General features: G+C 61.5%; 19 protein-coding genes and 2 riboswitches. Of the genes, 12 read left to right on the top strand and 7 right to left on the bottom strand.

The features are described 5' to 3' along the window. Positions 1 to 44 precede the first annotated feature (44 nt). Positions 45 to 3,755, bottom strand: coding sequence for a methionine synthase (metH, locus tag PMI21_RS01775; protein WP_007941759.1), 3,711 nt, complete (start codon positions 3,753 to 3,755; stop codon positions 45 to 47). A gap of 155 nt (positions 3,756 to 3,910) precedes the next feature. Here metH and PMI21_RS01780 point away from each other — a divergent pair, with 155 nt between their 5' ends. Both PMI21_RS01780 and nfuA read left to right on the top strand, forming a co-directional pair. Then, entirely contained in the window at positions 3,911 to 6,196 is a 2,286-nt protein-coding gene (locus tag PMI21_RS01780) for a fatty acid cis/trans isomerase (RefSeq protein ID WP_007941758.1), read from the top strand. Positions 6,197 to 6,303: 107 nt separating this feature from the next. Then, positions 6,304 to 6,888 (top strand): Fe-S biogenesis protein NfuA, encoded by a 585-nt coding sequence (gene nfuA / locus PMI21_RS01785; RefSeq protein WP_007941757.1) that lies wholly within the window; start codon positions 6,304 to 6,306, stop codon positions 6,886 to 6,888. 100 nt (positions 6,889 to 6,988) lie between these two features. On the opposite strand, the gene cobM is transcribed toward nfuA, so the two are convergent. The 4 genes from cobM to PMI21_RS01805 all read right to left on the bottom strand — a co-directional run bounded on the left by cobM (position 6,989) and on the right by PMI21_RS01805 (position 9,135). Continuing rightward, a complete protein-coding gene (cobM, locus tag PMI21_RS01790) occupies positions 6,989 to 7,735 on the bottom strand; it encodes a precorrin-4 C(11)-methyltransferase (RefSeq protein ID WP_007941756.1) in 747 nt (248 codons plus the stop codon). 82 nt (positions 7,736 to 7,817) lie between these two features. Further along, positions 7,818 to 8,231 carry a cobalamin biosynthesis protein gene (locus PMI21_RS01795; RefSeq protein WP_007941755.1) on the bottom strand — a complete coding sequence of 138 codons (414 nt, stop codon included), beginning with the start codon at positions 8,229 to 8,231 and terminating at the stop codon, positions 7,818 to 7,820. Then, positions 8,228 to 8,932: a CbtA family protein gene (locus PMI21_RS01800; protein ID WP_007941754.1), complete on the bottom strand. Its 705-nt coding sequence runs from the start codon at positions 8,930 to 8,932 to the stop codon at positions 8,228 to 8,230. Before PMI21_RS01800 ends, PMI21_RS01795 begins: the two co-directional genes overlap by 4 nt. An 11-nt stretch (positions 8,933 to 8,943) precedes the next feature. After that, positions 8,944 to 9,135: a CbtB domain-containing protein gene (locus tag PMI21_RS01805; protein WP_007941753.1), complete on the bottom strand. Its 192-nt coding sequence runs from the start codon at positions 9,133 to 9,135 to the stop codon at positions 8,944 to 8,946. Positions 9,136 to 9,257: 122 nt separating this feature from the next. Beyond that, a riboswitch (cobalamin riboswitch) is annotated at positions 9,258 to 9,485 on the bottom strand. Positions 9,486 to 9,598: 113 nt separating this feature from the next. Further along, positions 9,599 to 9,812, top strand: a riboswitch (cobalamin riboswitch). 102 nt (positions 9,813 to 9,914) lie between these two features. Here PMI21_RS01805 and cobW point away from each other — a divergent pair. From cobW to PMI21_RS01830, 5 genes are all read left to right on the top strand, one after another. Beyond that, on the top strand, positions 9,915 to 10,982 hold the full coding sequence (cobW, locus tag PMI21_RS01810; protein ID WP_007941752.1) for a cobalamin biosynthesis protein CobW: 1,068 nt from the start codon (positions 9,915 to 9,917) through the stop codon (positions 10,980 to 10,982). 3 nt (positions 10,983 to 10,985) lie between these two features. Next, positions 10,986 to 14,759 carry a cobaltochelatase subunit CobN gene (gene cobN, locus PMI21_RS01815; protein ID WP_007941750.1) on the top strand — a complete coding sequence of 1,258 codons (3,774 nt, stop codon included), beginning with the start codon at positions 10,986 to 10,988 and terminating at the stop codon, positions 14,757 to 14,759. A gap of 138 nt (positions 14,760 to 14,897) precedes the next feature. Further along, positions 14,898 to 15,905, top strand: a complete 1,008-nt coding sequence (locus PMI21_RS01820; protein WP_007941749.1) for an ATP-binding protein — start codon at positions 14,898 to 14,900, stop codon at positions 15,903 to 15,905. Positions 15,906 to 16,024: 119 nt separating this feature from the next. After that, positions 16,025 to 16,561 (top strand): vWA domain-containing protein, encoded by a 537-nt coding sequence (locus tag PMI21_RS01825; RefSeq protein WP_007941748.1) that lies wholly within the window; start codon positions 16,025 to 16,027, stop codon positions 16,559 to 16,561. A 29-nt stretch (positions 16,562 to 16,590) separates the two neighbouring features. Next, a complete protein-coding gene (locus tag PMI21_RS01830; protein ID WP_007941747.1) occupies positions 16,591 to 18,237 on the top strand; it encodes a phospholipase D-like domain-containing protein in 1,647 nt (548 codons plus the stop codon). Between the two features lie 175 nt (positions 18,238 to 18,412). On the opposite strand, the gene PMI21_RS01835 is transcribed toward PMI21_RS01830, so the two are convergent. Next, complete coding sequence (locus tag PMI21_RS01835; protein WP_007941746.1) at positions 18,413 to 19,636, bottom strand: NADH:flavin oxidoreductase/NADH oxidase family protein; 1,224 nt, start codon at positions 19,634 to 19,636, stop codon at positions 18,413 to 18,415. A gap of 77 nt (positions 19,637 to 19,713) precedes the next feature. On the opposite strand from PMI21_RS01835, the gene PMI21_RS01840 reads away from it, so the two are divergent. After that, positions 19,714 to 20,118, top strand: coding sequence for a MerR family transcriptional regulator (locus tag PMI21_RS01840; protein ID WP_007941745.1), 405 nt, complete (start codon positions 19,714 to 19,716; stop codon positions 20,116 to 20,118). A 43-nt stretch (positions 20,119 to 20,161) separates the two neighbouring features. On the opposite strand, the gene PMI21_RS01845 is transcribed toward PMI21_RS01840, so the two are convergent. Then, positions 20,162 to 20,593, bottom strand: a complete 432-nt coding sequence (locus PMI21_RS01845; RefSeq protein ID WP_007941743.1) for a thioredoxin family protein — start codon at positions 20,591 to 20,593, stop codon at positions 20,162 to 20,164. A gap of 341 nt (positions 20,594 to 20,934) precedes the next feature. Here PMI21_RS01845 and PMI21_RS01850 point away from each other — a divergent pair, with 341 nt between their 5' ends. The 4 genes from PMI21_RS01850 to PMI21_RS01865 are packed head-to-tail and all read left to right on the top strand — an operon-like array spanning position 20,935 to position 23,959. Further along, positions 20,935 to 21,783, top strand: a complete 849-nt coding sequence (locus PMI21_RS01850) for a transporter substrate-binding domain-containing protein (RefSeq protein WP_007941742.1) — start codon at positions 20,935 to 20,937, stop codon at positions 21,781 to 21,783. 52 nt (positions 21,784 to 21,835) lie between these two features. Then, positions 21,836 to 22,498 (top strand): amino acid ABC transporter permease, encoded by a 663-nt coding sequence (locus PMI21_RS01855; protein ID WP_007941741.1) that lies wholly within the window; start codon positions 21,836 to 21,838, stop codon positions 22,496 to 22,498. Between the two features lie 10 nt (positions 22,499 to 22,508). Then, entirely contained in the window at positions 22,509 to 23,171 is a 663-nt protein-coding gene (locus PMI21_RS01860; RefSeq protein WP_007941740.1) for an amino acid ABC transporter permease, read from the top strand. Then, on the top strand, positions 23,168 to 23,959 hold the full coding sequence (locus PMI21_RS01865; protein ID WP_007941739.1) for an amino acid ABC transporter ATP-binding protein: 792 nt from the start codon (positions 23,168 to 23,170) through the stop codon (positions 23,957 to 23,959). The genes PMI21_RS01860 and PMI21_RS01865 overlap by 4 nt, the downstream gene beginning before the upstream one ends. Positions 23,960 to 24,027: the final 68 nt, after the last annotated feature.

Below are 24,027 nucleotides of genomic sequence, written 5' to 3'. Positions count from 1 at the left end.
CGTTCTTCGCGGGCAAGCCTCGCTCCTACAAGGGGTAACGAACGTTAGTTGTCGTAACCCAGGTTAGGCGCCAGCCAACGCTCGGTCACGCTCAACTCCTGACCTTTGCGCGAGGTGTAGCTCTGCACCTGATCCTTGTCGATCTTGCCCACGGCGAAATACTGCGCCTGCGGATGAGCGAAGTACCAGCCGCTGACCGCCGCCGCCGGGAACATCGCGTAGTGCTCGGTGAGGAACACGCCGCTGCGGCCGGCCTTGAGTTCTTCCGCTTCCGGGTCCAGCAGCTTGAACAGTGTGGCTTTCTCGGTGTGATCCGGGCACGCCGGGTAGCCCGGAGCAGGGCGGATGCCGGTGTATTGCTCTTTGATCAGCGCCTCGTTGTCCAGCGTCTCGTCCTTGGCGTAGCCCCAGTAGTCTTTACGCACTTGCTGGTGCAGCCACTCGGCGCACGCCTCGGCCAGACGGTCGGCCAACGCCTTGACCATGATCGAGTTGTAATCGTCGCCCGCTTCCTGATAAGCCTTGGCCACTTCTTCGGCGCCGATCCCGGCGGTGGTGATGAAACCACCCACGTAGTCGGTCACGCCGCTGTCCTTCGGCGCGACGAAGTCGGCCAGGGAGAAGTTCGGCTTACCGTCGGTCTTGATGATCTGCTGACGCAAGTGATGCAGCTTGGCCAATGGCTTGCCGTCATCGCCGTAGACTTCGATGTCGTCGTCGCGCACCTGGTTGGCCGGCCAGAAACCGAACACGGCACGGGCGCTGATCAGCTTCTCGTCGATCAGCTTGGCAAGCATTTCCTGGGCATCGGCGTACAGCGCGGTGGCGGCTTCACCGACCACTTCATCCTGCAGGATGCGCGGGAATTTGCCGGCCAGGTCCCAGGAGATGAAGAACGGTGTCCAGTCGATGTATTCGGCCAGAACCTTCAGGTCGATGTTGTCCAGCACCTTGGCACCGGTGAACGTCGGTTTGACCGGCTCATAGTTGGCCCAGTCGAACTGCGGTTTCTTGGCAATGGCCGCCGGATAGCTCAGGCGCTCGGTGCGGGCGCTGCGATTGGCGGTGCGCTCGCGAACGTCGATGTATTCCAGGCGGGTCTTCTCGACGAAGCCGGCTTTCAATTCCTTGGACAGCAACTGCGTCGCCACGCCCACGGCGCGGGAGGCGTCGGTGACGTAGATCACCGCGTCGTTGCTGTACTTGGGCTCGATCTTCACCGCCGTATGCGCTTTGGAGGTGGTTGCGCCACCGATCATCAGCGGCAGATAGAAGTCCTGACGCTGCATCTCGCGGGCCACGTGAACCATTTCGTCCAGCGAAGGCGTGATCAGGCCGGACAGGCCGATGATGTCGCATTTCTCGTCTTTGGCGACTTGCAGGATCTTTTCCGCCGGCACCATCACGCCGAGGTCGACGATGTCGTAGCCGTTACAGCCCAGCACCACGCCGACGATGTTCTTGCCGATGTCGTGCACGTCGCCCTTGACCGTGGCCATGAGGATCTTGCCCTTGGCTTGCGGCTTGTCGCCTTTTTCCAGTTCGATGAACGGGATCAAGTGAGCCACGGCCTGCTTCATCACGCGGGCGGACTTCACCACTTGCGGCAGGAACATTTTGCCGGCGCCGAACAGGTCGCCGACGATGTTCATCCCGGCCATCAACGGGCCTTCGATGACTTCGATCGGGCGCGAGAACGACAGGCGCGATTCTTCGGTGTCTTCCACGATGTGGGTGGTGATGCCCTTGACCAGCGCGTGCTCCAGACGTTTGTTGACGTCCCAGTTGCGCCACTCTTCGGTCTCGGCTTCCTTGACGCTGCCGTCGCCCTTGTACTTGTCGGCGATGGCGAGGAGGGCGTCGGTGCCTTCCGGAGTACGGTTGAGGATCACGTCTTCAACGGCGTCGCGCAGTTCCTCCGGGATCTGGTCGTAGATCTCCAGTTGGCCGGCGTTGACGATGCCCATGGTCAGGCCGTTACGGATCGCATACAGCAGGAACACCGAGTGAATCGCCTCGCGCACCGGGTTGTTGCCACGGAACGAGAACGACACGTTCGACACGCCGCCGGAGCTCAGGGCGTACGGCAGTTCGTCGCGGATGTAGGCACAGGCGTTGATGAAGTCCACAGCGTAGTTGTTGTGTTCTTCGATACCGGTGGCCACGGCGAAGATGTTCGGGTCGAAGATGATGTCTTCCGGCGGGAAGCCGACTTCGTTGACCAGAATGTCGTAGGAGCGTTTGCAGATTTCTTTCTTGCGCGCTTCGGTGTCGGCCTGGCCGGCTTCATCGAAGGCCATCACCACCACCGCGGCGCCGTAGCGTTTGCACAGTTTGGCGTGGTGAATGAACTGCTCGACACCTTCCTTCATGCTGATGGAGTTGACGATGCCCTTGCCCTGGATGCACTTGAGGCCGGCTTCGATCACTTCCCACTTGGAGGAGTCGATCATGATCGGTACGCGGGAGATGTCCGGTTCACCGGCAATCAGATTGAGGAAGGTCACCATGGCCTTCTTCGAATCGAGCATCCCTTCGTCCATGTTGATGTCGATCACCTGGGCGCCGGCTTCGACCTGCTGCAGGGCGACTTCCAGGGCTTCGGTGTAGTTGTCCTCACGGATCAGGCGGGCGAATTTGGCGGAACCGGTGATGTTGGTCCGCTCGCCGACGTTGACGAACAGCGAACTGCGATCGATGGTGAACGGTTCCAGGCCCGACAGGCGGCAGGCCTTGGGGATGTCCGGGATTTCACGCGGGGCGTAACCGGCTACCGCTTTGGCGATGGCTTCGATGTGGCCCGGCGTGGTGCCGCAGCAGCCGCCGACGATGTTGAGGAAGCCGCTTTGGGCGAATTCTTCGATGACCTTGGCGGTTTCCGCTGGCAGTTCGTCGTACTCGCCGAACTCGTTCGGCAGGCCGGCGTTCGGGTGCGCCGACACGTGGGTGTTGGCCTTGTTCGACAGTTCTTCCAGGTACGGGCGCAGTTCACGGGCGCCGAGGGCGCAGTTCAGGCCGACGGAAATCGGCTTGGCGTGGGCCACGGAGTTCCAGAACGCTTCGGTGGTCTGGCCGGAGAGGGTGCGGCCGGAGGCGTCGGTGATGGTGCCGGAAATCATGATCGGCAGCTCGACGCCCAGCTCTTCGTAAACCCCTTGCACGGCGAAGATCGCCGCTTTGGCGTTGAGGGTGTCGAAAATGGTTTCGATCAGGATCAGGTCGGCGCCGCCTTCGATCAGGCCTTTGGTGGCCTCGGTGTAGTTTTCCACCAGTTCATCGAAGGTCACGTTGCGGTAGCCGGGGTTGTTCACATCGGGCGATAGCGAGCAGGTACGGCTGGTCGGGCCGAGCACGCCGGCGACGAAACGCGGCTTGTCCGGGTTCTCGAGGGTTTTCGCATCGGCAATCTTGCGGGCCAGGCGTGCGCCTTCTACGTTCAGTTCGTAGGCCAGTTCTTCCATGCCGTAATCGGCCATGGAAATCCGGGTGGCGTTGAAGGTGTTGGTTTCCAGAATGTCGGCGCCGGCATCCAGGTAGGCTTTCTCGATGCCACCAATCACGTCCGGACGCGTCAGCACCAACAGGTCGTTGTTGCCTTTGACATCGCTCGGCCAGTCGGCGAAGCGTTTGCCACGGTAATCCTGTTCCTCGAGCTTGTAGCTCTGGATCATTGTCCCCATGCCGCCGTCGAGAATCAGGATGCGCTCTTTGAGGGCGTGCTTGAGAGCTTGAAGGCGAACGCTGCGATCGGACATTTGGACTACTCGGTAAGGCCATGACGAAGGGCCGGGATAATAACAAACCTGTGTGCTTTTGGAGCATGTGCCGGTTTTGCATGAATATCGTTCATGTTGGTGCGCAGGCCATACCGGTAGAATCGCGGCGTTTGCTTATGATCAGGACCAGGGATATGTCGTATCGCGTCGTCACCAGCCTATTGATGCTGTTTTTAAGCGGGGGCGCCGCTGCGCAAGGTCCGGACATTTCCTACGTTCGCGACATTCAACCGATCTTCACCGAAAAGTGCGTGGCCTGCCATGCCTGCTACGACTCCGCCTGTCAGCTCAACCTGGGCAGTGGCGAAGGGGCGGCCCGAGGTGCGACGAAGGCGCCAGTCTATGACGGCGAGCGTAGCAAGGCCGCCGCGCCGACCCGGCTGTTTTATGACGCCTTCGGCAAGCGTGCCTGGCAGCAAAAGGGCTTCTATTCGGTGCTCGACGCCCAAGGCAGTCAGGCGGCACTGATGGCGCGCATGCTTGAGCTGGGGCACAAAACCCCGTTGCAACCCAATGCCAAATTGCCGGAAGACATCGTCCTGGGCCTGAACCGGGAAAACCAGTGCGCCGTGCCGGCGGAGTTCGACGGCTACGCCAGTTCCCACCCGAAAGAGGGCATGCCGCTGGCAGTTACCGGCCTGACCGATCAGCAATACCAGACGCTGCAACGCTGGCTGGCCTCTGGCGCGCCGATCGACCAGCAGGGCCTGGTGCCCAGCACCAGGGAAGCCTTGCAAGTGGTGCAGTGGGAAAACCTGCTGAATGCGCCGGGCGCCCGGGAGAGCCTGGTCGGGCGCTGGTTGTTCGAGCACTGGTTCCTGGCCCATCTCTATTTCAAGGACGGCGAGCCGGGGCATTTCTTTCAGTGGGTACGTTCGCGCACGCCGACGGGGCAGCCCATTGATCTGATCAACACTCGCCGTCCGAATGACGATCCGGGCACTCAGGTCTATTACCGTCTGTGGCCGGTGCAAGGCGTGATCGTGCACAAGACCCACATCACCTACCCGCTGAGCGCGGCGAAGATGGCGCGGATCAAGAGCCTGTTTTACAACGGTAACTGGCAGGTCCATGCGTTGCCGGGCTACGGGCCGGAGCGGCGGGCCAATCCGTTTGCCACGTTCGAAGCGATCCCGGCCCAGGCGCGTTACCAGTTCATGCTCGATAACGCCGAATACTTCGTGCGCACCTTTATTCGCGGTCCGGTCTGCCGTGGTCAGATCGCCACCGACGTGATTCGCGACAACTTCTGGGCACTGTTCCAGGCCCCGGAACATGACCTTTACATCACCGACCCGAAATATCGCGGCCAGGCTACGCCGTTGCTGGCGATGCCGGGGCAGAACGATGACGTCGGCAGCGTCCTGAGCCTGTGGCACGACTACCGCAACAAGCGTAACGAATATGAGGCCCTGCGCCGGGACAGCTATGCCAACTTGCCAGCGCCGAGCTGGTCGACCCTGTGGGCCGGCAATGACAACGCACTGCTGAGTATCTTTCGGCATTTCGACAGCGCCTCGGTGACCAAGGGCCTGATCGGCGATGTGCCGCAGACGATGTGGCTGTTCGATTACCCGCTGCTGGAGCGCACCTATTACCAGCTGGCGGTCAACTTCGATGTGTTCGGTAACGTGTCCCATCAGGCACAGACCCGGCTGTACTTCGACCTGATCCGCAACGGCGCCGAGCAGAACTTCCTGCGCCTGATGCCGGCCGATTCCCGCGATGGCTACCTCGACGATTGGTACCAGAACAGCGGCAAGTTCAAGATGTGGCTGGATTACGAGGACATCGACAACGACAAGCCAACGGCGCTGAATCTGGACGAAAAGGACCCGAAACGTGACTTCGTCCAGCAGTTGCTGACCCGTTACGGCGACCTCAACGCCAGGCCCGACCCGATCAACCGCTGCGACGGCGCTTATTGCTCGCGGCCGAACATTGATCTGGCGTTGCAGAACGCTGAGCAAGCCCTGAGCCGCCTGACGTCACGCCCGGCCGCCGGTTTGAAAGTCATCGATCAGTTGCCGGAAGCCACGATGTTGCGCATCGAGACCCCAAGCGGCAAGCGCGAGGTCTACAGCCTGTTGCGCAACCGCGCCCACAGCAACGTGGCGTTCCTGCTCGGTGAATCGCTGCGTTATCAGCCGGGGCTCGACACGTTGACGATCTATCCGGGGGTTCTGAGCAGCTACCCGAACTTCATGTTCAACATCCCGGCCGGGCAAGTGCCCGCGTTCGTCGACGAGATGGAAAACGCCAAAGACGCTGCCAGTTTCGAGAAAATCGTCGAACGCTGGGGCATTCGTCGCAGTCATCCGCAGTTCTGGCAGTATTTCCATGATCTGAGCCGGTACATCCATGACACCGACCCGGTGGAAGAGGGCGTGCTGGACATGAATCGCTACGAGAATCTCTGAACTGCCTGCAATCCAGTGTGGGAGCGCATCTTTCCCGACAAAAATACTAGGACTTTGTGCGGCGCGTCGATTGGCGTAAACTGCGTCCAAGCCTGCGAGGAGTTTCCATGACCGCTATTACCATTACCGACGCCGCCCACGATTACCTGGCTGATCTGCTGTCCAAGCAGAACACCCCGGGTATCGGCATCCGCGTCTTTATCACCCAGCCTGGCACCCAGTACGCCGAAACCTGCATTGCCTACTGCAAGCCGGGCGAAGAAAAACCTGAAGACACGGCGTTGGGGCTCAAAAGCTTCACCGCATACATCGATCACTTCAGCGAAGCCTTCCTGGACGATGCCGTTGTCGACTACGCCACCGACCGCATGGGCGGCCAACTGACCATCAAGGCGCCAAACGCCAAAGTACCGATGGTCAACGCCGACAGCCCGGTCAACGAGCGCATCAACTACTACCTGCAAACCGAGATCAACCCGGGGCTGGCCAGCCATGGCGGTCAGGTCAGCCTGATCGATGTGGTCGAAGACGGCATCGCCGTGCTGAAGTTCGGCGGCGGTTGCCAAGGCTGCGGCCAGGCAGACGTCACCCTGAAGGAAGGCATCGAGCGCACCTTGCTGGAGCGCATTCCCGAGCTCAAGGGTGTACGCGACGTGACCGACCACACGCAGAAAGAAAACGCCTACTACTAAGGTGTTCGCTGCAAACATAAAAAACGGCGCCCCGTGAGCGCCGTTTTTTTATGGGTGAAGCTTTTAAGGACGATCGTTCCCACGCAGAGCGTGGGAACGATCATGGTCGATACAAATGCGCATGCCCCGCGCGATACAGCGACGATTCACTGAAGTGATCGCTGCCCAGCACCCGACCCACCAGAATCAGCGCCGTCCGGCGAAAGCCCTTGGCTTGAACCTTCTGCGCAATGTCTTCAAGCGTCCCCACTACCCAATCCTGATCCGGCCAGGTCGCCCGGTGAATCACCGCGATCGGGCAATCGGCGCCGTAATGCGGCAGCAATTCGGCAAGGATCTTCTCCAGATGATTGACCCCCAGGTGGATCGCCATGGTCGCCCCGTGCTGCGCCAGGCTGCCCAGTTCTTCACCGGCCGGCATGGCGGTTTTGTCGGCGTAGCGGGTCAGAATCACGCTCTGTGACACGTCTGGCAGGGTCAGTTCGGCACCCAAAAGGGCCGCGCAGGCAGCGGTGGCGGTGACGCCGGGAATGATTTCGAAAGGGATGTCGAGTTCACGCAAGTAGCGAATCTGCTCGCCAATCGCGCCATATAGGCTCGGGTCGCCGGAGTGCACCCGGGCCACGTCCTGGCCGTTGGCGTGGGCGGTCTTGATCAGCTCGACGATCTGTTCCAGATGCAGTTCGGCGCTGTTGACCACCTGTTCGGCCCGGTGGCCTTCCAGCACGGCGGCAGGCACCAGGGAGCCGGCGTAGATGATGACCGGGCAGCTACGAATCAGCCGCTGGCCTTTGACGGTGATCAGTTCCGGGTCGCCGGGGCCGGCGCCAATGAAGTAGACGGTCATCGTCGTTTCCTGTCTGAAATAGGGCCTGGGCATGCTTCAGATGAAGAATGCTCATGATCGAAGGCGGGGATTATCGGGGATTTTACGCGGCGCTGGCCAATGCCAGGGTGGCCTGGGCGTATTTTTGTCGTGGAATCAGCAACTTTGCCGGTGCCTGGGCCAGTTGTTCGGCCAAGGCCAACGCGGCGCTTTCCGCCACACCGTAGCAGCCGGTGCGTTCGAACGCGATGTCCGAGTGGTGGCTCAGTTGCGCTTGATAGGCTGCCAATTGTTCACTGCTGAAGTACATCAACGGCAATGCCAGCTGTTCGGCCAGTTCGATCAGGCCAGGCTCTTCGCGCTTCAGGTCGATGCTGGCCAGGGCCTTGATCTCACTGAGCCCGATTTGATGGGCCTGTAGCGCCTGATCGAGCAGCGCCCGCAGCGTGCTGACGGGGCAGCCGCGCTGGCAGCCCAGGCCGACCACCAGGGTCGGCGCTGCGCTGACGTCAGTCATGCGGAGTAATGGCCATCGCTTTTGCGGCGGAACAACCAGGCGCTGATCAGGCCCAGGGCCAGCCAGAACGCCACGTTGGTCAGCTGCGAAGCGATTTTGAATTGCGCTTCCAGGGCTTCCGGCGCCAGCATCGAATGGACTTCCGGTTGTGGTGCGCCAATCACATGCGGCACGGCCAGGATCGCCACGCCAAGGGCTTTCATCAGCCAGTGACGGCTGAACACGATCAGCGCGATGCCGACGGCCGTGGACGCGGCAGTGCCGATCCACCAGATTTGCCGTTGCGCCAGATCAGCCGCGGCAGTGCCCGGCAGCTCAGGCGGCAGGCCGAGGGTCGGTGCCAGCACGAACGTCGCATAACCGGCCAGGCCCCAGAGCAGGCCCTGAGAGGTTTTGGTCGGTGCACGCAGGGTGTAGAGACCGGCGAGCATCAAGGCGAAACCGACTGCCACCACCAGGTTGCCGCCGGTAGTGGACAGCACGCGCTGCCAGCCGTCTTCCGGTTCCCAGGCTTCGGCATCGTGGGTGTGAGCGACTGCGCCCGCGGTGTGCTCGTGGATTTCAACAGCGGCCGGTTCGGACTTTTCGTAGGTCTCGGCCTGCAAAATCAGCGGGGCGACCCAAAAGCTTTGCAGCAAGGTCAACAACAGGGCGGCCAGCAGCCCGGTGAACCCTGCGGTTTGCGCAATACGCTTGATCATCTCAGCAGGTCTCAATGGCACGGAAAGGCGGAGCTGTGACGGGTATCGTGCGCGGCGTTGTGCACCGCTTCGATGTGCGAGAAACCGGCGAAATACACAAGGCACGCGCCAAGGATCGACGCACACACGGCGGCGGTCAGGCGTTGAGTCAGGGTTGTGGTGGTGCTGGCCGTTGCGTGGCCGGTGCTGCTGATGGTCGACATGGCGCTTCCCTCTGGTCTGTCAGCGGGTGAATAGAGCGCATGAAAACCTCCGCACGCCAAGGGCTCGCAGAGATTTCGAACAGCGCCCGCCCACCGCGGGTTTGTTATTCAGTGAACGTAAAAGTCACTTTGTGTTGCGGGCCGGTCTCCGGGCTCGCGAGGGGCTGGGCTTGCGCCTGAACCTGCAAGCATCACCTTCCCATGCCGTATGACCGGCACAGTGGATCTGACGCTTCACTCGCTTACCGTTGCGGGGGCAGCACCGGACTGACATGGCTTTAGAGTAAAGCACATGATTCACCGGTTTCCCGTTTCACCCTGTGAAGGGCACCCGTAACAAGGCGTGTAGGAGAGCATGGGCGAGGGTTGGGCGTCAATTGGAACGGGTTCTCGTTTAGATGCTGATTGGCTTTTGGTAGGGGGAGGCGGCGTGCGCAGTGATTGACCCGCCCCCACACGATGCGTAGCCTTGCGCTTTCGAGGTTCTTCGGCGTCTGCCGGAGCTAAGAAGGGAACGCGGTCGATGCCGCGGCTGCCCCCGCAACTGTGAACGGTGATGTTCGCTGCCACGCCACTGCAAGCCCTGATCCATCAGGTTCGCGGGAAGGCGCAGCAAACGCCAGTCGAACGATTGGCACACCGTCAGCCAGGAGACCTGCCTCGACACAGATTCTCACTTTCAACCGGGCGGGGTGATCCGGTGGCGAACTCTTCAGGCACGCGCGCTCGCGTTGCCGGTCGTCGTCCCGTATGCCCGCCACCTTGCCAAAGGGCATCCGATGAAAACACTGGCCAAACTCCCCGTCACCATCGTTACCGGCTTCCTCGGTTCGGGCAAAACCACCTTGCTGCGCCACATGCTCGACAACGCCCAGGGTCGTCGCATCGCGGTGATCGTCAACGAGTTCGGCGAGCTGGGCATCGACGGCGAGATCCTCAAGCAATGCTCGATCGGCTGCACTGAAGAAGAGGCCAGTGGTCGTGTCTATGAATTGGCCAACGGCTGCCTGTGCTGCACCGTTCAGGAAGAATTCTTCCCGGTGATGCGCGAGTTGGTTGCTCGTCGCGGCGACCTCGACCACATTCTCATCGAAACCTCGGGTCTGGCCCTGCCAAAGCCTTTGGTTCAAGCCTTCCAGTGGCCAGAAATCCGCAGCGCCTGCACAGTTGATGCGGTGATCACCGTGGTCGACAGCCCGGCCGTCGCTGCTGGCACTTTCGCTGCATTCCCGGATCAAGTGGACGCCCAGCGTAAACTCGACCCGAACCTGGACCACGAATCGCCACTGCACGAACTGTTCGCCGACCAACTGGCCAGCGCCGACCTGGTGATTCTCAACAAGGCCGACCTGATCAGCGCCGCAGACCTGGCCCGCGTGCGCCTGGAAGTCGCCGAAGAGCTGCCGCCAGCGGTGAAAATCATCGAAGCCAGCAGCGGTCGTCTGCCGCTGGACGTGCTGATCGGCCTCGGTGCCGGTTCCGAAGAACACATCGACAGCCGCCACAGCCATCACGATCATCACCATGAAGGTGAAGACGATCATGATCACGACCATGACGCGTTCGACTCCATCTCGATCGAGCTGCCACAAGCCGACGAAAGCCTGTTGATGGACGCGCTGACGCAACTGGTGGTGCAGCACGGCATTCTGCGGGTCAAGGGTTTTGCGGCGGTGCCGAACAAACCTATGCGCCTGCTGATTCAGGGCGTGGGCACGCGTTTCGACAAGCACTTCGACCGTCAGTGGGGCGCCGAGGAAGCGCGCACCACCCGCCTGGTGTTGATCGGTCAGGCGCTGGACGCCGTTCAACTCGAAGCGCAATTGCGCGCTGCGCTCAGCGTTTAACCCATGCACCTGCTCAGGACCCAGCCCGGCGGTTTCGTGTCGGATGACAACATTGCCGACCTTGGACAAACCCCCGCCGAGCTGGTGATCCTGTGCAGCGGCGATTCCAGCCTGGCGTTGCTCGCCGAAGCGGCGCAGCAGCTGCCCGACGATTACCCGAGCCTGCGCCTGGCCAACCCGATGCAGGTGCAGAATCACGCCTCGGTGGATCTCTACGTCGACGAGGTGTTGCGCCACGCCAAGGTGATTTTGATCTCACTGCACGGCGGCATCGCCTATTGGCGTTACGGCATCGAGCGTCTGGTGGAATTGTCCCAGCGCGGCGTGCAGCTGATTCTGGTGCCGGGCGATGATCGTCCGGACCCGGAACTCAGCGACCTGAGCACCGTGATCCCCGAAGACCGCGACCGGCTCTGGCACTTCCTGCGTCAGGGCGGCATGGCCAATGCGCTCGACCTGTTTCGCTGCCTCGCCAGTCGCTGGCTGGGTCGCGATTATCCATGGTCCGAGCCGCAAACCCTGCCACGCACCGCGATCTACCACCCACAAAAAAGCCCCGCGCACCTTCAGGATTGGCAAGCCGATTGGCAGGCTGATCAGCCGGTGGCGGCGGTGTTGTTTTACCGCTCGCACTTGCAGGCGGCGAACACTGGTTTCATCGATATTTTCTGCCAGCGTTTGCAGGCGGCGGGGCTCAACCCGTTGCCGATTGCGCTGGCCAGTCTGAAAGAGCCCGGCTGCCTGTCGGTGGTCGAGGACTGGCTGGATGAAGTCGAGGCGGGGGTGATTCTCAACACCACTGGTTTCGCCCAGTCCAGCCCTGAAGCCCCGCACCTGCGGCCGTTTCGCCGCAACATCCCGGTGATTCAGGCGATCTGCGCCCAGGACAACGAGCCCGGTTGGCGTGCCAGCGAGCAAGGCCTCGGTCCCCGTGACCTGGCGATGCACATCGCGCTGCCGGAGCTGGACGGGCGAATCATCAGTCGGCCGATCAGCTTCAAGGATCTGGCCTGGCGCAGCGAGCGCAGTCAGTCCGATGTGGTTTGCTACCGACCACAACCGGAACGCATGGATTTTGTCGCCGAACTGGCGCGGCGCTGGATCGATCTGGCGCGGGTGCCCAACAGCGAAAAACGCATCGCCCTGATCCTCGCCAACTACCCGACTCGCGATGGACGCATCGGTAATGGCGTCGGTCTCGACACCCCGGCTGCGGCGCTGAACATCCTGCGTGCACTGCATCAAGAAGGTTATCCGTTGCCGGCCGAGTTGCCGGACAGCGGCACCGCGCTGATCCAGCAACTGCTCGGTGGTGTCAGCAATGACCTGGACACTCTCGATCAACGTCCGTGTCAGCAGAGCCTGGCGCTGGATGATTACTTTTTGATGTTCAACGCACTGCCCGAAGCCAATCGCCAGGCGGTACTGCAACGTTGGGGCTCGCCTGAAAACGATCCGATGTTCCGTGGCGGGCGAATGATGATTGCCGGGTTGCGCTTCGGCCTGACCTTCGTCGGCATTCAACCGGCCCGGGGTTATCAGGTTGACCCGAGCGCGGTCTATCACGACCCGGACCTGGTGCCGCCCCACGGGTATCTGGCGTTCTACTTCTGGTTGCGCAACACCTACGGCGCCCACGGCGTGATCCACGTCGGCAAGCACGGCAACCTCGAATGGCTGCCGGGCAAGGGCGTCGGGTTGTCGGAAAACTGCTGGCCCGATGCATTGCTCGGACCGCTGCCAAACATCTATCCGTTCATTGTCAACGACCCGGGCGAGGGCGCCCAGGCCAAGCGCCGTACGCAAGCGGTGATCATCGATCACCTGATGCCACCGCTGACCCGCGCCGAAACCTACGGCCCACTGCGCAATCTCGAATTGCTGGCCGACGAATATTACGAAGCGCAGTTGCTCGATCCACGCCGTGCCCGGGAATTGCAGCGCGACATCCTGCAACTGGTGCGCGATACGCACATTGACCGTGAACTGCAACTGGACGAGCAACTCGACAGCGATGCCGACGCGGCGATCTGGTTGCCGCGCCTGGACACCTACCTGTGTGACTTGAAGGAATCGCAGATCCGCGACGGCCTGCACGTGTTTGGCGAGTCGCCGACCGGTCAGCTGCGCGTTGACACCTTGTTGGCCTTGCTGCGCATTCCTCGCGGCGACGGTCGTGGCGCGCAATCGAGCGTGCTGCGGGCACTGGCCAAGGCGTTCGAGTTGGGCTTCGATCCGCTGGATTGCGGTTTGGCTGAGCCGTGGAACGGTCCTCGACCGGATGCATTGCAGGCGGTCAGCGATGAACTGTGGCGCACGGCGGGGGATACCCGTGAGCGTCTGGAACTGTTCGCCGCGCAACTGATCGAGCAGGCCTTGAACACTGAAATCGATCGGCTGAGCGAGCCAGGCTGGTCCGATGTGAGCGCGATCATCGACAGCTTGCGCGAGGTCGTCGCCCCGCGCCTGGACGCCTGCGGCCCGGCGGAAATGCGCGGCCTGCTGGACGCCCTCAGCGGTCGATTCGTCCCGGCCGGGCCGAGCGGTGCGCCGAGTCGCGGACGGCTGGACGTGTTGCCCACCGGGCGCAACTTCTATTCGGTGGACGTGCGCAATCTGCCGACCACCACGGCGTGGCGCATCGGTTTTCAATCTGCGAACCTGATTCTTGAACGGCACTTGCAGGATCACGGCGATCACTTGCGTCAGCTCGGCCTGTCGGTCTGGGGCACCGCGACCATGCGCACCGGCGGCGATGACATTGCCCAGGCCATGGCGTTGATGGGCGTGCGGCCGGTGTGGGCGACCGGCAGTCAGCGGGTCGACGACTTCGAGATTCTGCCGTTGAGCCTGCTGGACAGGCCGCGGGTGGACGTGACCTTGCGCGTCTCCGGATTCTTCCGCGATGCCTTTGCCAACCTGATCCGCCTGTTCGACGCCGCCGTGCAAGCGGTCGCCGCGTTGGATGAGCCGGACGATCTTAACCCGTTGGCGGCCAAGGTTCGGGCCGAGCGAGAGGCGCTGCTGGAAGCCGGTCTGGACGAAGACGCCGCTCGGCGGCAGGCCGGCTGGCGTATTTTCGGCGCGAAACCGGGGGCTTACGGTGCGGGCGTGCAGGGCGCCATCGACGGTCGCTTGTGGCAAAGCCGCGAAGATTTGGCCGAGGTTTACTTGAACTGGGGCGGCTACGCTTACGGCGGCTCCGATGAAGGCACCGCCGCCCGCGAGCAGTTCGCCCAGCGTCTGAGCCAGGTGCAGGCCGTGCTGCAAAACCAGGACAACCGCGAGCACGACTTGCTCGATTCCAACGACTATTACCAGTTCCAGGGTGGCATGCTGGCGGCCGTCGAGAGCCTCAGCGGTGCAGCCGCAGCCAGTTATCACGGCGACCACAGTCAGCCGGACTTGCCGAAGATCCGCACATTGAAGGAAGAACTGAACCGGGTGATCCGTTCCCGGGCGGCCAATCCGAAATGGATCGACGGGGTCAAACGTCATGGCTATAAAGGCGCGTTCGAACTGGCGGCGACGGTCGATAACCTGTTTGCCTTCGACGCCACCACGCAGCTGATCGACGATCACCAGTATGCGTTGCTGGCGGACGCCTATCTGCTCGATCCGGCGACCCGGGAGTTTGTCCGCGAACACAATCCCCACGCCTTGCGCGACATGACCGAGCGCCTGCTCGAAGCGCAGCAACGGGGGATGTGGCAGGAGCCGGGTGAATACCGCGAGGCGCTGGAGAATTTGTTGCTGGACATAGAAGAAGACGGCTAACGGGATCGTTCCCACGCTCTGCGTGGGAATGCCTCTACGGACGCTCCGCGTTCGGCTGTTGGGACGCAGAGCGTCCCGGGCTGCATTCCCACGCAGAGCGTGGGAACGATCATCACCGACCATGACTGAGATTTGAACATGACCGACACCCCCCATTTCCCGCTCTCCGCCGTGGTCGGCGCCGATGACTTGAAGCTCGCCCTGTACCTGACCGCCATCGACCCGAAAATCGGTGGCGTGCTGATCGAAGGCCCGCGCGGCATGGCCAAGTCGACCCTGGCCCGAGGCCTGGCGGACCTGCTGGCCAGCGGTCAATTCGTCACCTTGCCCCTGGGCGCCACCGAAGAACGGCTGGTGGGCACCCTCGACCTCGACGCGGCCCTGAGCGAAGGGCGCGCACAGTTTTCTCCCGGCGTACTGGCCAAGGCCGACGGCGGCGTGCTCTACGTTGATGAAGTGAACTTGCTGCCCGATCACCTCGTGGACCTGCTGCTCGACGTGGCCGCCAGCGGCACCAACCTGATCGAGCGTGACGGGATTTCCCATCGGCATTCGGCGAAGTTTGTGCTGATCGGCACCATGAACCCGGAAGAGGGCGAACTGCGTCCGCAACTGCTCGACCGCTTTGGTCTGAACGTCGCCCTCAGCGGCCATACCGCACCCGCCGAGCGCGGCCAGATCATCCGTCGCCGACTGGATTTCGACAGCGATCCGCAAGGCTTCTGCGCCGAGTGGGAAAGTCAGCAACACGTACTGCGCGAGCGTTGCCAGAAGGCGCGTGCGGCCCTGGCGGGTATCCCGCTCGACGATGCCGCATTGGCGCAGATCACCGAGCGCTGCTTTGCTGCCGGCGTCGACGGCTTGCGGGCCGATCTGGTCTGGCTGCGCGCGGCGCGGGCACATGCTGCCTGGCGTGGCGCGAATGCCATTGCCGAAGAGGATATCGACGCGGTCGCCGAATTTGCCTTGCGTCATCGTCGTCGGGAGCATTCGACCTCGGCGCCGCAACATGCCCAAGCGCCACAGCCAACTTCTGCGCAAACCCCCAGCCCGAATGAAGGCCAGGGCCAGTGGGGCGAAATGCCCGCCCAGACGCTGCCGGTCGGCACACGACGTGAAGTGCCGAGCTGGCCAAAAAAGCCCTAGGCATTCGCCCTCGATCAGACGCGGGGGCGAATGCCAGACCCCGTGCAGGACGGCTGGATCAGGGTAAACAGGGCAAGCGTCACGCCGCCCGTAGCGGATCGGTCAACTGGCCCGGCACCTTGCTCAATGGCCGACCGCGTCAACGCGATGACCTCTTGTTCCATCTGCGTACCCGCACCCCGCATGAACTGTGGCTGGTGATCGTCGATGCCTCGGCCTCGACCCGGCGCCATCAGGCGTTGAGCGATGCCAAGGGCTTGCTGGCGCAACTGTTCGACGATGCCTATCGGCAGCGTGCGCGTCTGGCTTTGCTGACCGCCAGCGGTCATCTGCCGAAGTGGCAGGTGCAGGGGTTGAAAGCTTCTGCGGGCTTGCGCGATTGGCTCGAGGGGTTGGGCGCCGGCGGCGGAACGCCGATGCTGGCTGCGTTGGGTGAGGCGGGGCGCTGGCTGGCGGCACGGCAAAAGCGCTTTCCGGCAGAGCAGCAGCGGTTGCTGCTGGTGACGGATGGACGGCTGAAGGAATGGTCGATGTTGCCGGCGCTGGATTGCCCGGGGTTGCTGATCGACATCGAGCGCGGGCCGATTCGTCTTGGGCGGGCTAAAGTGTTGGCAGATCACCTGCAAACGCATTACCGGCATATCGATGATCTGTAGCGATCTTTTGATCTTCACAGGAGTGACCCATGCGCGTTCTAGCCCGCAACGATCAGGACGATTTTCGCGTCAAAGCCTACGCCGGCACCAACGGCGTGCTGCTGGCCATCGACCTGGCCGAACCCCGCCGCAAAGGCCTGCTGGGGTTTGCCATCGAAAAACAGCAAGGCGACAAACCCTGGCTGTTTCTGTTCAACAGCCTGACCTTTCCCGGCAAGACCCATACCTTCCCCCAGTTTCACGCCACCCCCAGCGATGCCGCGCCACTACAGAAATTTCGCTGGGCCGATTACGCGGTCAATCCGGGTGTGACGATCCATTATCGGGTTCACCTGGCCTACGGCACCGCCGATGCGCCACAACTGGGTGAATGCCTGGAAGTGACGGTCACCACGGACAATGGCCTGCCCAAGGGCCAGCACGTGATTTTCAACCGGGCGGTGGCTGCCAGTCAGGCATTCCAGCGCAAGTTTTCCGACCTTGATGCGCTGCTCAGCGCCAACAAAAAACTGCCCATCGAAGAATGGCCCGACGCGCCACGGCAATGGCTGGAAAATGGTCTGCTCGCCCGCTTGCTGGGGTTCATTGAACGTGCCGTGGATGGCCAGTGGGCGCTGGACATCGCGATCTACGAATACCAATTGCAGGTGATCGTCGATGCGGTGAACGCCGCCTTCGAGCGCGGCGTAAAGGTTCGGGTCCTGTACCACGCCCAACCCGGCGAAGACACCACGGTGCTGAACGAAGCCAGCCTGGAAAAGATCCCGGCGGCGAACAAGCGCGGGCGGGTCACTCACAACATCTTTCACGACAAGTTCATGATCCTGAGCCGGCTCGATGCGGTGGGGCAGCATCAGCCCGAAGCGGTACTCTGCGGCAGCACCAATTTCACCGCCAACGGCGTTTACCGTCAGGCCAACGTCGTGCATGTGCTGGACGACGCCCGGATCGGTGCCAGTTATCTGCAAACCTTCGAGCAGGTCTGGGCCACGCCGGCGGACGTCGACGCCACACGGGACTGGCTCACGGAACACAATCCGATGCAGCCTGACCAGCCGCTGTTCGCCGGTTTTTCACCGCGCACGGGCGAGGGCGACTTGAGTGAGTTCATCAAGATCATCAACGCCGCCAAAAAAGACCTGCTGTTTGTCACCGCATTCACCTTGCCGGACAAAATACTCAACGCGCTGCTCGGCCAGCCCCACGACGACATCTTGCGTTACGGCCTGCAAAACACGGTCAGCAGCATCACCGGTTTCCACGCCGACCGCACCGCCGAATTCGCCGCCACCGCGTTGCTCAACACGGGCCTTGAAGGCTGGCTCAAGGAAAACATGAAAGGCCAGAAGGGCAACTTGCTGGTGCACACCAAAGCCATCGTCGTCGACTTCACCAGCGACTCACCGACCATCATCAGCGGCAGCCACAACCTCAGTGACGCGGCCAGCAATGGCAACGACGAGAACTACCTGATCATCCGTGGCGACACCGACCTGGCCGATCGTTACGGGCTGGAACTGCTGCGCTTCTACGAGCATTACCGGTTCCGCTACTTCGCAAAGAAACTGCAACTCAAGCAGGTCCGGCCGTTGGCGGCGGATGACAGCTGGACCGATGACTATTACCGCGAGGGCGACCTGCGGATGTTGTCGCGGCTGCGCTTTGCCGGACGATAAACACACCGGCGGGCACCCTTTGTAGCAGCTGCCGAGCAGCGCGAGGCTGCGTTCGGCTGCGCAGCAGTCGTAAAACCTGAAACTGCGGTGCATCAGGCAGACCGCGTCAGCCGGACTCACGACTGCTTCGCAGCCGAACGCAGCCTCGCGCTGCTCGGCAGCTGCTACAGGTCGGTTATTTGCCCATTGCCTGGCGGTACTGGCGGGTACGCCGGGCGATGTACAGCCGGTCGAGGATCAATGCCCATACCGCCGAAACCTGCGGCCTGGGCGTGCGCCCGCGGCTCAATCGATGGAGCTGGAACTTCACCACGGCCATGCTCGCCAGCGATGCCAGGGCTTTGCGTTTCCAGCGAATCGGTGGCAGTTGTGGGTGGCTGTTCTGGCCTTCGCGCCAGCGTTTGACCAGCTGCGGTTCAATGGCCAGTGCCGTGCCGATGCCGGCCATGGCGATGCCGCTGTCGAGCACCTGTTCGACGATTGCCAGCCGACGAATTCCCCCAGTCACCATCACCGGCATGCGCGCTACACCGGCCAATTCGGCGGCCATTTCCAGAAAGTACGCTTCTCGCGCCAAAGTCCGACCGTCGCGAGCCTCGCCTTGCATGGCCGGTGCTTCGTAGCTGCCGCCGGAGAGCTCGAGCAAATCAATCTGCTGCTCGTTGAGCCACTGGATTACTTGCCGGGCGTCATCGGCGTCGAAACCGCCGCGCTGGAAGTCCGCGGAATTGAGCTTCACCGCCACGCAAAACTGCGGCGATACCGATTTGCGAACAGCGCTGAGCACTTCCAGCAGCAAACGCGCACGGTTTTCCAGAGAGCCACCCCAGCGGTCGGTGCGGCGATTGGTCAACGGCGACAGAAACTGGCTAAGCAGATAACCGTGCGCGGCATGAATCTGCACCCCGGTGAAACCGGCCTTTTCCGCCAGGGCGGCGCTGGTGGCGAAGCGTTGAATGACTTCTGCAATGTCGTCCTCGCCCATGGGTTTGGGTTCGGCAAACATCTTCGAAAACCCACCCAGATCCAGTGCTACCGCCGAGGGGGCCAAGGCCTGCTGGCCGAGGTTGGCCATGGTCTGGCGCCCGGGATGATTGAGTTGCATCCAGAACTGCGCGCCACCGGTCCGGCCAATGGTTGCCCACTGACGAAAGCGTTCCAGGTGTCGCTCGTCTTCCAGCACCACGCCACCGGGGCCGGTCATGGCACGGCGGTCGATCATCACATTGCCGGTCAGCAACAGCCCGGCCTCGCCGTCGGCCCAGGCTTGATACAGCCGAAACAACTCGCCGGAAGGTGCCTGCCCGGTATCGGCCAGGTTCTCTTCCATCGCGGCTTTGGCGATGCGATTACCGATGGTCTGGCCGTTGGGCAAATTCAGTGTTTGGAAGGGCGACATACTTGACTCCTCATCAGTGATGAGTAGAGGCTAAGCTTAAAGTTAACTTTAATGTCAAGCGTGCAAATGAGGCCGTGATGAAGATTGGTGAATTGGCGCAACTGAGCGGGTTTAACGCTTCGCGTATTCGGTTTTACGAGGCCCAGGGGCTTATCCGTCAGGTCGAGCGTCAGACCAACGGTTATCGGCGTTATCCGCCGCAAGTGCTGCAAACCCTGAAAATCATCCAGTGCGCCCAACAGGCCGGTTTCAGCCTGGAAGAGCTGAAGTTGCTGTTGCCGGATGCCACGACGGGTGAGTTCAAGCACGACGAACTGGTGGCGGGCCTTGAGCGCAAGGTCGAGCAGATTGAAGAGATGCAACAGCACCTGGCCCAGAGCAAGGCGCGGTTACTGGAGGTGATCGAGAGCATCCAGGCGCGGCCCGAGGGCATGGCTTGCAGTGCGAATGCCGAGCGGGTACTGGCGTCGCTCAAGCATTAGCAGCGATGCCGGTAAATTAAGACGCTCCCACAGGGTTCTGCGTTTACCGGCTCAACCGCTCCCGTGCCCGAGGCGCGGTGCATAAAGATTGGAGGGTTTTCTGCAACCACGGCACGTCGTGGCGGGGTTTGCGGGCAGCCCGTTTGGGCCTGAGCTTGCCGATATGCCTGGCGAAGTCGGCTTCCAGGGTTTCCCGGGTGCCTATGCCCTTGAGCTTCTTCAGCAGTTTTCCGTCCTTGTAGAACAGCACAGTGGGGGTGCCGGTGACGTCCGGATGCCGAGGAGACTCGCTCGTACTCAGCACATAAATGTGCGCGTGATCTTTGTACTTCCCGGCAATTTCACGGAAAACCGGCTCAGCCATTTCGCAGGCGTAACAGTTTTTATTGCCGAAATACAGGATCACCGGGCGCCAGGTTTTGAATGCCTTGCGGTAGACCGGCGCCATGGGCGGCTGGGTAGTCATCGAACTCATTGAAATCTCCTTTTCAAAGACTATCGAAGGCCTGTTGACGTTAAAGGAGGCGAGTGGGTGGGTCTACTGTCAGAAATCACAGGTGCGCTCTGCTTCTTTTTGACCTGCAACGCACTGCAATGTGGCTCAACCACACACAGCCTGTAGCCAACGGTAGCGCTCATTCAGCTGTTCATTTCGGAACACCTTCTGCGCACCTGTGCGCATCCATTTGATTCAAAACACTTTTCAAATCCCCCGGGATTCCGCCCACAACCTGTGGCACACTTTCTGCTGTCTATTCCGTTGTTACATACCATGTTCCGGTATAGCGGAATAAACATGACCCTGGAGTGCTTGCCATGCATCGCCGACCTTCCTTGTTTAAAGCGTGTGTTTTCGTTCTCGCGGCTTCGGCCGCTGCCGTGGGTGTCGCTCAAGCGGCGGACAGCAAGCTCGACAGCGTGCTGGCCCGTGGCAAATTGATCGTGGGCACGGGCAGTACCAATGCGCCGTGGCACTTCCAGGGAGCGGACGGCAAGTTGCAGGGTTTTGATATCGATATCGCGCGGATGGTGGCCAAGGGGTTGTTCAACGACCCGAGCAAGGTCGAGTTCGTGGTGCAGTCGTCCGATGCGCGGATTCCGAATCTGCTGACCGACAAGGTCGACATGAGTTGCCAGTTCATCACCGTGACCGCCAGCCGCGCCCAACAGGTCGCGTTCACGCTGCCGTACTACCGCGAAGGTGTTGGCCTGTTGCTGCCGGCCAACAGCAAGTACAAGGAAATCGAAGACCTCAAGGCCGCCGCCGACGGCGTGACCGTGGCGGTGCTGCAGAACGTGTATGCCGAAGAACTGGTGCATCAGGCGCTGCCCAAGGCCAAGGTCGATCAGTACGACAGTGTTGATCTGATGTACCAGGCGGTGAACTCCGGCCGTGCCGACGCGGCGGCCACCGATCAGTCGTCGGTGAAATACCTGATGGTGCAGAACCCTGGCCGTTATCGCAGCCCGACCTACGCCTGGAGCCCGCAAACCTACGCCTGTGCGGTCAAGCGCGGCGATCAGGACTGGCTGAACTTCGTCAACACCGTCCTGCATGAAGGCATGACCGGCGTTGAATTCCCGACTTACGCGGCGTCGTTCAAGCAGTGGTTCGGTGTGGACCTGCCTACACCTGCAATCGGTTTTCCAGTCGAATTCAAATGATCCCATGAGAGCGGGGTGCCGATAACGCGCCCCGCTCAAGGTACTGCTGACCATGAACTATCAGTTGAATTTTGCCGCCGTGTGGCGCGACTTCGACACCTTGCTGGCGGGGCTCGGTCTGGGCCTTGAGCTGGCGCTGGTGTCGATCGCCATCGGCTGCGTGATCGGCCTGCTGATGGCGTTTGCTTTGTTGTCGAAGCACCGCGCGTTGCGGGTGCTGGCGTCGGTGTATGTGACGGTGATCCGTAATACGCCGATTCTGGTGTTGATTCTGTTGATCTACTTCGCGTTGCCGAGCCTGGGCATTCGTCTGGACAAGATCCCCTCGTTCATCATCACCCTGTCGCTGTATGCCGGGGCGTACCTGACCGAAGTGTTTCGCGGCGGATTGTTGAGCATTCCCAAGGGGCAACGCGAAGCCGGGTTGGCGATCGGCTTGGGCGAGTGGCAGGTCAAGGCGTACGTCACCGTGCCGGTGATGCTGCGCAATGTGCTGCCGGCGCTGTCGAACAACTTCATTTCGCTGTTCAAGGACACCTCGCTGGCGGCGGCGATTGCCGTGCCCGAGCTGACCTATTACGCACGCAAGATCAATGTCGAGAGCTACCGGGTGATTGAAACCTGGCTGGTGACCACAGCGCTCTATGTTGCGGCCTGTTACCTCATTGCCATGATGCTGCGTTACCTCGAACAGCGTCTGGCGATCCGCCGATAGGAGGCCCCTCATGTACGAATCCCCCAGTTGGTTGCATGAGTTATGGGTGGCGCGGGAAGTGCTGTGGCAGGGCTTTCTGACCAGTGTGCAGTGCTCGGGCCTGGCGATTTTGCTGGGTACGCTGGTTGGCATTGTCGCCGGCCTGGTACTTACCTACGGCACGTTCTGGATGCGCGCGCCGTTCCGGTTTTACGTCGACATCATTCGCGGCACACCGGTGTTCGTGTTGGTGTTGGCCTGCTTCTACATGGCGCCAGCCCTGGGCTGGCAGATCAGCGCATTTCAGGCTGGTACGTTGGGGCTGACGCTGTTTTGCGGTTCCCACGTCGCCGAGATCGTGCGCGGTGCGTTGCAAGCGCTGCCCAGCGGTCAGATGGAAGCGAGCAAGGCCATCGGCCTGACGTTTTACCAGGCGCTGGGCTATGTGTTGTTGCCCCAGGCGTTGCGGCAGATCTTGCCGACCTGGGTCAACTCGTCCACCGAGATCGTCAAAGCGTCGACCTTGTTGTCGGTGATCGGTGTTGCCGAGTTGCTGCTCAGCACTCAACAGATCATCGCCCGGACCTTCATGACCCTGGAGTTTTACCTGTTCGCCGGATTGCTGTTTTTCGTCATCAACTACGCCATCGAATTACTCGGCCGGCACATTGAAAAGCGGGTGGCCTTGCCATGACACAAGCTCAAGTTTCGACCCAGAACCAGGCGCTGCTGGACATCCGCGGCCTGCACAAACAATACGGCCTGCTCGAAGTGCTCAAGGGCGTCGACCTGACCATGCAGCGCGGCAATGTGGTCACGCTGATCGGCTCCAGCGGCTCGGGCAAGACCACGTTGTTGCGCTGCGTGAACATGCTCGAAGAGTTCCAGGGCGGGCAGATTCTGCTCGACGGTGAATCCATCGGCTATGACGAGGTCAACGGCAAGCGCGTGCGCCACCCGGAAAAGGTCATCGCCCGTCATCGCGCCATGACCGGCATGGCCTTCCAGCAATTCAATCTGTTCCCGCACCTGACAGCATTGCAGAACGTCACCCTCGGTTTGCTCAAGGTCAAAAAGTTGCACAAGGATGAAGCCGTGGCGCTGGCTGAAAAATGGCTGGAGCGGGTTGGCCTGCTGGAGCGCCGCGATCATTACCCCGGTCAGTTGTCCGGTGGTCAGCAACAGCGCGTGGCGATTGCCCGGGCGATTGCGATGAACCCGAGCCTGATGCTGTTCGATGAAGTCACCTCGGCCCTCGATCCGGAACTGGTGGGCGAAGTGCTGAACGTGATCAAGGGCCTGGCCGAGGACGGCATGACCATGCTGCTGGTGACCCACGAAATGCGTTTTGCCTTCGAGGTCTCGGACAAGATCGTGTTCATGAATCAGGGGCGGATCGAAGAGCAGGGGCCGCCCAAGGAATTGTTCGAGCGCCCGCAGTCGCCAAGACTGGCGGAATTTCTCAAGAGCACCCGTTTTTAAGCATTCACTTTTTAATCAGGAGAAACACCCATGAGCATTACTCGTTACGGCACCGGCAGCACCGCCGG

The organism is Pseudomonas sp. GM18, from assembly GCF_000282195.1.
Classification (GTDB): Bacteria; Pseudomonadota; Gammaproteobacteria; order Pseudomonadales; family Pseudomonadaceae; genus Aquipseudomonas.
Note: the sequence above shows the minus strand (reverse complement) of the source record. Positions and strands in the feature narration are given on the sequence as shown.

What these genes read in the sequence shown, in the direction of transcription:
- PMI21_RS01860 (WP_007941740.1), top strand. Translation starts at nt 22,509, where the DNA reads ATGTACGAATCCCCCAGTTGGTTGCATGAGTTATGGGTGGCGCGGGAA.
- PMI21_RS01795 (WP_007941755.1), bottom strand. Translation starts at nt 8,231, where the DNA reads ATGACTGACGTCAGCGCAGCGCCGACCCTGGTGGTCGGCCTGGGCTGC.
- PMI21_RS01865 (WP_007941739.1), top strand. Translation starts at nt 23,168, where the DNA reads ATGACACAAGCTCAAGTTTCGACCCAGAACCAGGCGCTGCTGGACATC.
- PMI21_RS01820 (WP_007941749.1), top strand. Translation starts at nt 14,898, where the DNA reads ATGACCGACACCCCCCATTTCCCGCTCTCCGCCGTGGTCGGCGCCGAT.
- cobM (WP_007941756.1), bottom strand. Translation starts at nt 7,735, where the DNA reads ATGACCGTCTACTTCATTGGCGCCGGCCCCGGCGACCCGGAACTGATC.
- PMI21_RS01850 (WP_007941742.1), top strand. Translation starts at nt 20,935, where the DNA reads ATGCATCGCCGACCTTCCTTGTTTAAAGCGTGTGTTTTCGTTCTCGCG.
- cobN (WP_007941750.1), top strand. Translation starts at nt 10,986, where the DNA reads ATGCACCTGCTCAGGACCCAGCCCGGCGGTTTCGTGTCGGATGACAAC.
- PMI21_RS01855 (WP_007941741.1), top strand. Translation starts at nt 21,836, where the DNA reads ATGAACTATCAGTTGAATTTTGCCGCCGTGTGGCGCGACTTCGACACC.
- nfuA (WP_007941757.1), top strand. Translation starts at nt 6,304, where the DNA reads ATGACCGCTATTACCATTACCGACGCCGCCCACGATTACCTGGCTGAT.
- metH (WP_007941759.1), bottom strand. Translation starts at nt 3,755, where the DNA reads ATGTCCGATCGCAGCGTTCGCCTTCAAGCTCTCAAGCACGCCCTCAAA.
- PMI21_RS01845 (WP_007941743.1), bottom strand. Translation starts at nt 20,593, where the DNA reads ATGAGTTCGATGACTACCCAGCCGCCCATGGCGCCGGTCTACCGCAAG.
- PMI21_RS01805 (WP_007941753.1), bottom strand. Translation starts at nt 9,135, where the DNA reads ATGTCGACCATCAGCAGCACCGGCCACGCAACGGCCAGCACCACCACA.
- PMI21_RS01830 (WP_007941747.1), top strand. Translation starts at nt 16,591, where the DNA reads ATGCGCGTTCTAGCCCGCAACGATCAGGACGATTTTCGCGTCAAAGCC.
- cobW (WP_007941752.1), top strand. Translation starts at nt 9,915, where the DNA reads ATGAAAACACTGGCCAAACTCCCCGTCACCATCGTTACCGGCTTCCTC.
- PMI21_RS01780 (WP_007941758.1), top strand. Translation starts at nt 3,911, where the DNA reads ATGTCGTATCGCGTCGTCACCAGCCTATTGATGCTGTTTTTAAGCGGG.
- PMI21_RS01800 (WP_007941754.1), bottom strand. Translation starts at nt 8,932, where the DNA reads ATGATCAAGCGTATTGCGCAAACCGCAGGGTTCACCGGGCTGCTGGCC.
- PMI21_RS01835 (WP_007941746.1), bottom strand. Translation starts at nt 19,636, where the DNA reads ATGTCGCCCTTCCAAACACTGAATTTGCCCAACGGCCAGACCATCGGT.
- PMI21_RS01840 (WP_007941745.1), top strand. Translation starts at nt 19,714, where the DNA reads ATGAAGATTGGTGAATTGGCGCAACTGAGCGGGTTTAACGCTTCGCGT.